Here is a 12,339-nt window from a genome sequence, read left to right on the forward strand (position 1 = left end):
ACGTGGCATATTCAACTCCTAATCTGAGAGTCGGTATCTACATGAAACAACTCCAACATTTCCTCTTCGCTCATATCATTACATCCGCATTTATCCCATTTATTCCATATTCTTGCTGCATTCTCCTCATTTTCACTGATATATTTACTCAACTTAAATAGCCTAGATGTATAATCATTAATCTCATCCTCTTGTACCTTCCTTATTTTGTAAAGCGGTGAAAGCATAGGCTCATATGTTCCCATACTTATATCTTTGAAAAATCTTCTGTGTTTGAGCGATGTAATCCTCCAATCATCAGTCCCAAATGCTTTAAAAAGAAGAGTTGGAAAACAACAGTCATTCTGGTGTCTTGCCTCCAATATCATCGCTTGAAATACCGGTCCAAAAGGACGGCAATCGATCCTTACAACATCTCCTGGTTTATATGGAGTTCTAATATTAAAATCAACGCTCAAGGAAAAAAACTTCTGTGATTCTGTCAGATAATACTTATTTCCATTATCATCCTTCCTAGGAGTAAGTTTCTTGAACCAGCAGATTTGTCCATGATAATAGTAGTAATCATATCTAGCATTATCCCAGCCATGATCGTGGTTATCCCAGACTTCCAATCGGTAGTATCCCTCATCTGTTTCATTATCTTTTTCTTCATTTTCAATATACTTTTGTACCGCATCATACTCTGGAAAAAATCCACAAGGCACGCTCTTTAGGCACAAATCTTCAGTATCATACCATTCTGCAAAAAGATACATTGGCTTGTCTTCCCATAAATCGATGGAGCCCTTATACCTTTCCATTTTTGCCTGCTCTATCTCATCATATAAATTCCATAAATAAGTCCAGATTGTTTCTTCCCCACGATAGTCTGCAATAGCCCGAATATCATGCTTTATTTCTTTTATATGTTTTCCTTGGGATATATTATTGCTCACTGAAAAAAATACTTCGCGCTTCATATTGCGCTTCTTTAACATGATGGAAAGCAAGTATTCTTTAGTATCAAGTGGAATTGCTGCGCGGTAAACAGCGTCTGCAAGAGTATATGGCGATATCGTATTTTCAGATACATGGAATGCAATCATTTCCTTGGAAAAACCGCATCTTTCCATAATAATCTGCACTTCTTTGCTTCCAATTATCCCCTCTTCACCCACAAAAGACCTGAGATTCTCCACAGAACTTATATCAATCCACCTGTTTTCAGGAATATGATATAAATTGACTTTTTTCCCTTGGGCAATAAGATATGCCATGTTTATGAAGGTTCCTTTGCTTTCACCATTCCAAATGGCAATTCCATATTCAGCATCCTCGGCCATTCTAAAATCTTTTTCGATTCTATAAGAGTATGCCGTCCTGCCTTGCGTTCTAAAGTCCTTTTCTTCCCACCTGCCAGCATTATTATGGGTTCTCCCTTTGCTACCCGAGACGTATACTGTAACCTTTTTATATCCAGAGATGTTCAAATACTCCTGAACATAACTATCAACTCCAGGGCAGTCACCTATTAAAATATCCTCTTCATCAGATACTAATTCATCAAGGCGCTTTCTCACCGGTTCTGGAAGCAGCCACTGGCCCTCTTCAGCTTTTTTATTTATAAAAAGTCTTTTACTTCCGCTTATAAAAACGCTCATAATAAAACCTCAGATATTTATTTTCTACTGTTCTCATGCCAAATATATTTCCTGATGAAATGCAGATAACCACACGGAAAAATCTATCAAGTTGTCATAAACTCTGTTCCCTGCCACGTCTCCCTCCGTCCGTTTTTCGGATTTATCTTTTCCTACGGAAACAAATTTTACACTTACATCATTGTCCATTGTCATAAGAACCATTAAGTATTCCCTACCATCTTCTTTGCCATATGTCTATTTAGATGGATGCGTAAATCTAACGTCTTTACTATCAAATACTCCAGGAACAATTGTCGTCGTAACACACACATTCAGGATATTGGACGGATCCTTACACCAATTATGATTTGAGAAGAAGTACATGAGACAATACCTATATTCCTGACGTGCATAAACAATCGAGTATTCTATGCAAAAGGCATCCCCATAATGATTATCAACTCCGCTATCATATATTATCTTCATTAATCTGTCGTATATTTCAAATTTTGCCAGATCCACCGTCCTTTCTGTCGTTGAAGTGACCAAATCTCCTCCATTCTTCTCTCCAATTTTTGCAATTGTATATTTATAGCAGAAAAATCATCAGTCATATACCATTGTCCTTCATTTGTCCCAATTTGAAGGTAGTCACTAATCCACTTTCTATTGAGCTGGTCTCTTCGCTCATCGGTGAATGATATCTCAAGAATTTTATCTTCCGCTATTTTGTAAAGGTCATTTATTGTCGGGAAGGATACATCATCATTTTCAATGTCAGGATATTTCTCCAATATTTTTGCGAGGCAAGTCTTTTTATCAAAGCGCTCTCGGCTATATACCTTATCCTCTACATATAGAAGAACTTTGGCACCAGATTTATCAACCAAAGAAAGGAAATCCGGTCTGTCATTATCAAATTGGGTCATTTTATCTGCTTTAGCAATAACCGCAAATTCCCTTTTCATGGTAATCCGATGAAGGACAGTGCTTATTGCTTTATATACTTTTATCTTCTTGGCCATACCCATACGCTTCACCAGTCCCATCCAAAGAATTTCTTACCATCGTGGTTAGTTGTCTCAACAGTCTTTACAAATTCAGGGATTGCTTTCTCGAGGATTATCGAAGGAGGACAGGCCACAATGATATAGTCATTTTCATCTCTTACATCTATCTACGCTCTTGTAGAAAGAATCCGACTCGCCTTGGTAACTGCACAGAGAAGAACATAACGCTCTTTTTACTGCTGATAGCCAGATTATTCGCAATAGTAAATGCAAATGCTGTCTTTCCCATCCCCGGCCTTCCTCCAACAATTATCAGATTACCGCCTAGAAGTCCTGCAAGCTTATAATCAATTTCTCTAAAACCTATGCCATCATCATTTATATAGGAACCATTTTTCCTTGCTGTCGATATCTTCATCATCTACTGTTCTGCAACATCCCCAAAGAATGAATAACTATTTTTATCCATGGTAGTTATCTCCTTTTCCATTCTTATTAGTCACAAACAATATGTTCTGTTCGTATTCAAATAATTCCACCAATTCATGTCATGAGCTCTTGGGAATAAATAATTAATTTTCTTACATGCTTCCATAAACCATACTGGTATATCAGCATTTTTTAACACGGACAGAGATTCCTGGTCCCATCCTCTTCTGCTAACTTTCCCAAGTCTTACGTCCTCAGTAATTTTATACGCCTGCTCCTTTTCAATTCCATGATTCATCAAAAACTCATATACATCTTCTCTATGGGCAATCAAATCAGAAAGTGGTACTGTCTCTGTCTTTAAAAGGTCTTCCATATTATTTTCCCATACGCCATTTACACCGCACCCATGCTCTAATCCCATACATTTTATTTGCTCTTCATAAGTCTCTGGCATGACAGTTTCAAATACCCTGCTTTTCATAAGTCTTTTTAATGTAGACCTTGTTTTTGTTACTGAAAGAAAATTAAACTCATATTCTTTCATGTCCGCACCATCGTCTCCTTGCGCTACAATTATGCTAACTCCGATGATTTTACCGTTACTGAAGTGTCTATGCTTAATACTTACTTCTCCAGAATAATGTTCAAAGCAACGCACAAGACTTCTATATATTTTCTTTGTAGTCCTAATCTCAACAGAAAAGTCTCTCTCTCCACTAAATCCATAACAGAATTCATCGTATAGTTTTGGGGACGCTGTTAGTGGGTCTATTTTAGATAAATCAAGCAGATATGAAATAAGAGATGATCCCATCGCTCCACCAATCCAATAATCATCTGACTTTGCCCCAGTCTCACACAATGCTTCATATACCACAACCAATAATGGTGCTGAACCTTGTTTTTGTATATATTCCAACTCCTTCTCTAGCTGTTTGTATGCCGTCCCACGAATATTCATGTCGTACTTATCATAAATTCTTGTGTCGCAAATGCTTTTTAGCTTTATAAATGCTCTATCAGTATACGTTTCCAACATAAAACCTCCATATATAAACTATGCAAGGTCTATAGCTCTATCAAAGTAGAAGCCACTACAACCTATACCATGTCTATAGCAGAACCCTTTTATCCATATTGCTTCTTCTGTAGTGCAATCTTGGTTAAACCTGTGATATGCCTGAGTCAGCTCTCCTTTATATATCTCCATTGTTATAAATGGCTCATTAACATTTTCCTCCCTACGCAAAAACATAATAGTGGTAGTATTATCCATAAATGCATCCACATATCCCAAGAGGCAATTACTCATATATACTGCTTCCCTGCAGAAATCATTTATTGTCTGGGGATATCTCACAACATATTGACCATCTCGTTCCTGCCAAGCATAGTTTCTCTTTCTGTTAGAGACGCGAATCATTCTGTCATAGTGTTTCCTATCCCCAAGTAAATAGTATTCAATTTCCCCAAGTTGCCCCTTATCATCTGTTTCGCAAAGGTACTTTTCATATATCTGATCTATTTTCCCAAGTTCCCCAACACGCTCTATTACTTTAAGTTTGCTTAGGAAATCTTTGAATTGTCTGACATTCCATAATCCGGATAATTCGCTTCGCCGGCCAAGATATAACCTTCCGATTTCTTTGGGAGTAAGCTTTCTATCATAGAGATGCTTGATATATGCACACTGCGCGTCATTAAGTGGCTGGTCAAAAATAGTTGAATAGGATGATGCCAATACCTTAAAGAGATTTCTATACTGTTCGTGGCATAACATCTTTGCTGCTTCTTCGCAGTTAAGCCTTCTTAAAGCTCTCATTGGCACATCCCCATATACTTCCGAGGGACTTCCTGCTAAGAGATTAAAATCATCTATACCATCTGAGAATTTTGCCAGCATATCTAAACCGCATTTATACAAAAGTTCTTTAACTGTATTCTTTCTCATACAGTGATAGATATGGTCTAAAAGTCTCACAGATTCCGTATAGTATCTTTTCAATTTCCATTCAGGGTGAATTTCATTGTAGTAGTCATAAATTTCATCAAAGAATCCATACTTATATTTACAGTTTTGATTATTCAAGCAGCTCTCTGCAAAAAGCTGTTCCTGTTCAAATGTCCATACATAATTCTCATGAAAAACAAAACGCTCAACACGGCCAACGCCAGGACTCCCCTTTAATTTATAATCCACATAAAGCAAGTCAATATATGGTCTGATCCTAAGGAATAGTATTTTTTCATGCGACTCTTCTGAATATGTACACTTTTTTTCTATAAGTCGCATGACTTCTTCACTTAAATCCGGTGGGTTCCAGGTGTTTTCACCTACTTTTAATTCAAGCATCAGAAATCCTCCTTTCATAACACTCTTGTATGACCATTTTTACATCAAGCGGATAATAGTGTTTTAACCAAACAAACAGATATATTAGTTTAGCCATCGCTGCCGCATGTGATTTATTAAAACAGTATCTGGCCATATTTGAAGTCACCGTATATATTTCTTCTCCAACATCTTCTGTTAATCCCAACGCAAGACACCCAGAAATACCTTTCTCCTTACATCCATGGATAAATTTGATTCTGTAATCTTCTATCATGGACATCTTGCTGAAGCCCCTTCCTTACATAGCTTTTGCAGATATGCATAGGACTCATAATTTTTAGGACCATTAACCTTCAGCTCCATATCACAAGCTAAATCAATTGTGAAAACAAGCATTTTTATCTCCTTTTATATGTTTGAGCTGCATATTTTCTGAACATCTGAATATACCAATGTTACGTTCTGTAAAAGTGCTTCTGCCAACCCATCAAGCAACTCTCTATGTTCAACCAACAGCTTTTTTACCTCAATATAGTTTCTTTCCATGACCATAGATATTGCATGATTTCTGTTCTCTGCTACGTATTCTGCATGATTATCCTCAATCCAATTTTGGAACCCATACATACATTGGTTATCTACCATGTATTTCGCTTTATCAAAAGCATTATGTAAATCTGTATTTGCTCCCATATCGGTTTCTCCAAAAATAATTTCCGTAGCAGCCTTTCCGGCGAGAGAAATCTTAATAGTATTTTCGTAGTATTCTGCATTATCATAATTTTCTCTAGGACGGAAGTATCTAACTAAACCATAGTCTCCTTCTTCAGTCTCTCGAATTGATACTATCCTCACACTTCCCGGATCTAAAATCTCTGCTGCAATAGCATGACCGGCTTCATGATATGCAGTTTTTCGAAGGGTGTATTCCGACAGATGACCTGCGCATTCCGGAGCTTCAAACACCAGGTCCAGACACGCATCAATAATGTTTTTCATTTCTACTCTTTCCTGTCTGCTATAGGCAGCCTTCATAGCTGCACATTCAATGACATTTTCAAGAGTTGCGCAAGATTCATCGCTCAACATTCTGGCAATAGAAACGGCATCAAGATTTTTACATCTATCTGACTTTTCAAGATAATGCTTTACAATAGCCTCCGCCTCATTGTGCTGTGGCATATGAACCTTGATCTTTTTTCCAATTCTCCCAGGTCTTAGAAGAGACCTCGGTATTTTCCTTGCATTATTTACCGTAGCTATTACAAATACATCTGCTGCTCTGATTTCATCTATGCACGATTGCACAGTCACATACTCTTCTGCATCATTATGGTCTTCATCCTCGTTTGAAAACTTATCCAGATCATCCAATAGCACTATTGAAGGAGCATTACTTTTAGCTATTTCAAATGTCTCAACAATATGCTTTACAAATTCTCCGTCGGAAGCTTTTTTTCTACACACATATGCATTTCTGTTTGTTGATTTCATCAGGCAGTTTGCCATAGTTGTCTTTCCGGTTCCTGGTTCTCCGATTAGTATCAGTCCATTATTTATGCTTACACCCATTTCTTTGTATACATCTGGATTATTTAGCATATCACTAATAATACGAAGCTCACTTTTAATATCTTCGTATCCAACTATTTCTTCAAATATATCTTTCATGATGATCGCATCTCCTTTTAACTAAAAACGTATTATTCAATCTTTTGATATTCCTTATATTTGTATAATAAAAAAAGCAATGTGCCTTTTTTTGCACATTGCTTTTTTTATTTTCCTCTCCAGTATAAATTACATCTTATCTTTTTGATTAATCATCTCATCAAGAACAGCCTCAGTAAAAGGTTTTTTCTCATCTAGTCGAATGCGAAAAACATCTCCTGCTACGCATATCTCATACGGAGGATATTTGCTGTATATTTCTTTATCTATTTTTTCTATTTTTTCTATTTCCTTCTTCATTATATCGCATATATTTGAAATTCTTTTCTTTGAATCCCCTTTAGATACCAATTCCGCAAACAAAAAAACAAAAGAAAACTCCGGATTTTCACTTATGTGATACTTTTGTGGCATGATGCCTAGTTGCTGCTTGGTCTTAATTATAAACCTCATTGAATCAATAAGGCATTTTTTATAAACTGGATTTTCTACAAGGTTCGTATAGTCTTGATAATGTTTATACAATCCTTGATCTAATTTTTTGTTAGTTTTTTTATCTGAAGATAAGGCCTTACTCCCATATTTATTTTCCACTAAGTAAATTCTTCCAGTCTCATCTACCATTACCATATCAACCTTCGTATTAGCCTCACGTATTTCATACTCAATATCCAGTACATTGTCGTTGTTATAGGGCAAAGAAACCTTATGTTGGTGGTTCCACTCTTTCCTAGGGTTTTCTTCAAACCATTCATCCATCATTTTTTTTATGTCCTTAAAGTACTCCTTTGCTGTATCATCATTTAATTCTTTTAATTGATCTTGATGCTCGGCAGCAAAGGAACTCCATAGTTCTCCATTTTCAACTCTGGTAATTTTCTCATTTGTAGGATGCTCTTTTTTTCTTTTTGCATACTTTTTGTAATTAAATGCATATGTGTATATACGATTACCACTTTGCCCTTTTTCATTCACTTCTAACAGTTTTCCATGCTTATAATATATGGCTATCCTGTTTTTTCGTATTTCAAAAGAACATTCATTTTCTTTATTAAGAACAGTTTCAATAATCCAATGTAGTTTTCCGTTTTTATCTAATGCTTTAATAAAATCAGTGGATATTATTCTATCTGTCATAATGCCTCCTCTACTCGATTTTCAAATCAACAAGTTTGAAATTCCAATGCCTCTCCATCCTTAATAGGAATTTGTTTTTTTAGGCAATCAAACTTCTCTGTATCCTTGGTATGGATCACAATAACGTGCTCTGGTGCTAAAACGTCTACAAAATCCTTAAGATCCTGTACTGTTACATGCCCAGAAGAATGAATTATCCTAAGTCTGTTCCTATCATGTGCTATATCAGTTAATTCTTTGAGTTTTCCGGTTTTCATATAACCGGACCACATTGAGTAAATTAAACAGGACCTTTCCGGACATTCTTTCATATACTTCCGGAAAATGTCTTCCTGCTTTTTTCCCATTCGTATCAGCATAATAAATCCTCTATCTTTCATCTTTTCATCCAGACCACTACGATATGAAACTTCTTTGCCAAACTTATATCTTTCTGGCAACCTTTTATCTGCAATCTCAAACAAAGACTGCTGAAAATTATCTATCAAAAAGTACTTTCCTTTTGTTTTTTTATCATGTCGGTATGCATTTACACTGTTTTTAATCCCCTGTAGCCTGTCAAAGTTGGTCGATGAAAGGATTATGAAGCAGTAATCATTCTCATATAAACACCTCTTAATTTCTGCTTCGACCCTTTCTTCTGTATAATTATCCTTTTCCTCTTCTTTTCTAGAGAGTGTAGTTCCTTCGGTAATTAGAAGATCTATCTTTCCAAGCTTCTTTACACTATCAAGCAACTCTTCTCTATACCGGCCATGAAGTCTAAAATCCCCCGTGTGGAGAATCTGGAAGTTTCCTGCCTTTATTAGAAACATCAGCGATTCAGCAGCAGAATGATCGGAAAGAATCGGTAATACTCTTAATGCACCAATTTCAATCTCTTTTCCTGCTTTTAACTCAGTGACCATATTTGGGTCTATCTCTGCGAAACAATGCCAATTATGCTTTTTATATGCAGCAATAATGTCCTTGGCAAATCCACTCATATAAATAGGAATATCAGCATTAATTTTCCCGGCTTCCCCAACATGGTCACCATGGTAATGGGTAAATAAAACCGCATCAAATTCACTTTTTCCATTAGTAAGCCCGGAAATATCAAGCTTTGAAGTCTTTTCCTCAGGTAATGGGCTCCCAAAATCTATAGCTAAACGGGTATTTTTGTACTCAACCTCGGTACAACAACCACCTATATTCTTGGTACCTCTATGTACAATAACTTTTACGTGGTTATCATTACTTTGTACCATCTACTATTCCTCCACTATCTGTACATCTTATATGCAGTGTAAGAAGCCTCTTTTATACGCTTTCTCATACTTTCAGGTTCCAGCACCTCAACATACTGTCCATACTGCATTACCCAATAGAAAAACGCATCCGGATTACATTTAAGATCCACTATGATGTCATCACCTTCTCCCAGGGATACTCTGAAATTCTTTCCAAAGTTGTCAATAAGGGTATCCATCAGTTTTTCATTGGCCCGCAGCTTGATGTGTTCACTTTCCCCGGAAAACATATAGACATGCTCTGAAATATACTGGGAGATATTAAGACCATTTTCCAATCCTTTAATAGACTTTATCGGTTTTCTAGGCTCCTTTAACATTTCAACATCCGTGATTCTGTCCAGCCTGTAATGTGAAATATCATCATAGGCATCGTAGTTTCCAATGAGAAAATATTTACCTTTATTGCTTATCATCTGGTAAGGGCTTACAACATATCTGATATCTCTCTTGGGATGAAGCTTAAAATCTATGCCATATTGCAGATAGGAAAAAGAAATCTTCTTCCCCTCCGATATAGCTGTGTCAATGGCTGCTATAGACTCCATAACCTTCTGATTCTCTGCATTTTTTCCACTTGAAGCACTGTGTATATGAGATACATGTGACTTAAAATATTTGTTTGAATACTTTTCAAGTTTCTGAACCAGCTTATGTGCCTCTTTGTCTGTAATTGAGCCTGATGAAAAAATGCTGTCGATCAGGAGTCTGAGTTCAGCATCAGTAAATTCCCTTGTTTTAAGATAATATCCTTTATCAGCGTCAATATCGTAGCCCATCTCTTTAAGGGAGACGATATTATTTTTTACTGCACGCCGCTCACAGATGATGCCATAGTTGGATTCCAGCAGATCTATTATGTCCTGCTGAAGTAACCTGTGCTCACTGTCGGAGCATTCCTTTAATATATCCAATATCAGCATATTCAGCATTTTCTTTGTGCCAGTTCCATACATCGCGTTCTCCTCCGGATAAACCTTTATGAATATATCTTAAACATTCGGATGCGCCTTTTTTAGCACATCGTCAGATGCTAAATTAGGAAGAAAGCAAATAAAAAAGGGAAGCAGTGCTCCCCTTTAGTTAAATATATCATAAAAAGAATAGATATATGTTTGCCTTTGCCTTAATGAATCATTAAATTATTATAAATTAGACGAACTCTCTAAGTACAAATCAGCGTTTCCATCATAAATAACCGGCAGTATATCTCCTTGTCTGCAAGCCAAGATCATCCCTGATTATTGTCCATATCTCTTATAAATACCGTTACCTCCTTAATTAACAGTTCCTCATAGTTTTCTCTGTTCAGTTTATGTGTCCCCGAGACCACATATGTTTTTGCATTACCAACCACACTTTTTGTAATGGAATGATCTATTACCTCGTCCTTATCCCCCAATATAAAAACTCCCTTTTCCTAATTTGTAGCATACTCCTGTTCAATGTTCTTAAAATACTGCGCTTCATTTATATAATAATCCAGAGATAAACTCATTAAGCTGGTCAACGGATCTACACAGGGATTTGTGGCTATAAATGGAATATCATATTTTGCTGATAAGATATTTGCAAAATAGCTTCCATATGATGTTGTTACGATATCTCAAGGTGAGTATAGTTCATGTGTATGCCTTCGTTGTATTAACAGCCTCAATATACTTTTTAAGCGTATTACGTGATATATTATGCTTTTTCATCAAGTCCACTTGCTTGATTGACCGATCATGCAAATATTTTTTAATTTCATCTCTTAGCCCCGGTGACATTTTATCTAACTGTCCTTGTTTTCTGCCACTACGCTTACTACTTGCAGCAATACCATCTTTGATCGCCTTTGATATGTATAAACGTTGCTGCTCTGCTCTATCCAATTCTACGATAAGAAGCAGCTTAATAACTCCTTCCATTGCAGTTCGCGTTACCAGATCCTGAGCTTGTGCTACGTCCATCATCTGTTTAATATATTCACTTGAAACTGTTGGATTGTCGATAAAAACAATATTTATGCCTCGTTTCAGCCATTCCATATACTTCTTATATCCATTTTCCGCTTCACGTGTGAATCTAGCGATGTCTTTGAAGACAACCGTATCATCTTTCTGAAGAATCTTATCCAGTTTTTGAAACTGAACTCTCTCGGTGAAATTTTTTGCGGATTTTTCCTCTGAAAATTCTACCAGGTATTCTATGTCATGTTCTTTAGCATAGCGGCTCAGACTTTTTTTCTGTCTGTTGAAGCTTTGCTTCTCGATATCGGTTGAAATTCTCATATAGCTATAAAAATTTCCCATTATGAGCCTCCAAAAGTGTCAAATAAACTATAGTTATTTTACATAAAAATAATAACGTCAATATAACTATATTTTAAGTTAAACTGACGCTATTATATGTACATTACAATCAAATGTTAATTAGACTTTTTTCCTTACAATTGTTTTTATTTGCTACCGAAAAATTAGTTAACACTTAGCGTTCATAAAAATGAACCACAAACCCCGTCCCAATGCCATTTAGATAAGGATTTCCCGTCCCAATCCTATAGTTACAATTAAATATATTACTGAAATCAGAGGTGAAATACCCTCTGATTTTTTTGCATTTTTCTGCGAAAAATGCTTGACAAGTCAGCCAAAAAATGTTGCCGCGCCTTGATTATAAGACATTTTACGGAGGTGCTGACATGTCATTTACTGTTGCTGAAATACGCAAAAATCTTTTCTCTGTCTTTTCATCCTTGTTGGAGCGAAGGGATGAGTTTCTGACCAATCCGGCTTCTGATTTTACCAGGAAAAAGAAAATCTCTTTTGAACAAACCATGTTGTTCCCTATGATTG

The 12,339-nt window shown here is 36.3% G+C and carries 13 protein-coding genes; all 13 read right to left on the bottom strand.

Going from position 1 to position 12,339, the window contains the following annotated elements:
- Positions 1-11 precede the first annotated feature (11 nt).
- The 13 genes from T543_RS14805 to T543_RS14855 all read right to left on the bottom strand — a co-directional run bounded on the left by T543_RS14805 (position 12) and on the right by T543_RS14855 (position 11,796).
- Positions 12-1,643 (bottom strand): hypothetical protein, encoded by a 1,632-nt coding sequence (locus T543_RS14805; RefSeq protein WP_035769928.1) that lies wholly within the window; start codon positions 1,641-1,643, stop codon positions 12-14.
- 467 nt (positions 1,644-2,110) lie between these two features.
- Positions 2,111-2,665, bottom strand: coding sequence for a hypothetical protein (locus T543_RS14810; protein WP_155843322.1), 555 nt, complete (start codon positions 2,663-2,665; stop codon positions 2,111-2,113).
- A gap of 133 nt (positions 2,666-2,798) precedes the next feature.
- On the bottom strand, positions 2,799-3,056 hold the full coding sequence (locus T543_RS14815) for a DnaB-like helicase C-terminal domain-containing protein (protein ID WP_035769932.1): 258 nt from the start codon (positions 3,054-3,056) through the stop codon (positions 2,799-2,801).
- 78 nt (positions 3,057-3,134) lie between these two features.
- Positions 3,135-4,106 (bottom strand): hypothetical protein, encoded by a 972-nt coding sequence (locus tag T543_RS14820; protein WP_035769934.1) that lies wholly within the window; start codon positions 4,104-4,106, stop codon positions 3,135-3,137.
- Between the two features lie 18 nt (positions 4,107-4,124).
- Positions 4,125-5,420 (bottom strand): PcfJ domain-containing protein, encoded by a 1,296-nt coding sequence (locus tag T543_RS14825; RefSeq protein ID WP_035769936.1) that lies wholly within the window; start codon positions 5,418-5,420, stop codon positions 4,125-4,127.
- Positions 5,413-5,682 carry a hypothetical protein gene (locus T543_RS14830; RefSeq protein WP_035769937.1) on the bottom strand — a complete coding sequence of 90 codons (270 nt, stop codon included), beginning with the start codon at positions 5,680-5,682 and terminating at the stop codon, positions 5,413-5,415. Before T543_RS14830 ends, T543_RS14825 begins: the two co-directional genes overlap by 8 nt.
- On the bottom strand, positions 5,673-5,798 hold the full coding sequence (locus T543_RS16385) for a hypothetical protein (RefSeq protein ID WP_255347229.1): 126 nt from the start codon (positions 5,796-5,798) through the stop codon (positions 5,673-5,675). The genes T543_RS14830 and T543_RS16385 overlap by 10 nt, the downstream gene beginning before the upstream one ends.
- 12 nt (positions 5,799-5,810) lie before the next feature.
- Positions 5,811-7,073 (bottom strand): AAA family ATPase, encoded by a 1,263-nt coding sequence (locus T543_RS14835; RefSeq protein WP_035769939.1) that lies wholly within the window; start codon positions 7,071-7,073, stop codon positions 5,811-5,813.
- 129 nt (positions 7,074-7,202) lie between these two features.
- The gene (locus tag T543_RS14840; protein WP_035769940.1) at positions 7,203-8,210 is read right to left on the bottom strand and encodes a hypothetical protein; all 1,008 of its coding nucleotides are present in this window, start codon (positions 8,208-8,210) and stop codon (positions 7,203-7,205) included.
- A 26-nt stretch (positions 8,211-8,236) separates the two neighbouring features.
- On the bottom strand, positions 8,237-9,460 hold the full coding sequence (locus T543_RS14845) for an MBL fold metallo-hydrolase (protein WP_035769943.1): 1,224 nt from the start codon (positions 9,458-9,460) through the stop codon (positions 8,237-8,239).
- A gap of 14 nt (positions 9,461-9,474) precedes the next feature.
- Positions 9,475-10,458: a helix-turn-helix transcriptional regulator gene (locus tag T543_RS14850; protein WP_035769945.1), complete on the bottom strand. Its 984-nt coding sequence runs from the start codon at positions 10,456-10,458 to the stop codon at positions 9,475-9,477.
- A gap of 275 nt (positions 10,459-10,733) precedes the next feature.
- Entirely contained in the window at positions 10,734-10,904 is a 171-nt protein-coding gene (locus tag T543_RS15975; RefSeq protein WP_155843326.1) for a hypothetical protein, read from the bottom strand.
- 220 nt (positions 10,905-11,124) lie between these two features.
- On the bottom strand, positions 11,125-11,796 hold the full coding sequence (locus T543_RS14855) for a recombinase family protein (protein ID WP_035769947.1): 672 nt from the start codon (positions 11,794-11,796) through the stop codon (positions 11,125-11,127).
- Positions 11,797-12,339 lie beyond the last annotated feature (543 nt).

It is taken from the genome of Butyrivibrio sp. NC2002, assembly GCF_000702265.1.
In the GTDB taxonomy this organism is placed as follows: domain Bacteria; phylum Bacillota; class Clostridia; order Lachnospirales; family Lachnospiraceae; genus Butyrivibrio.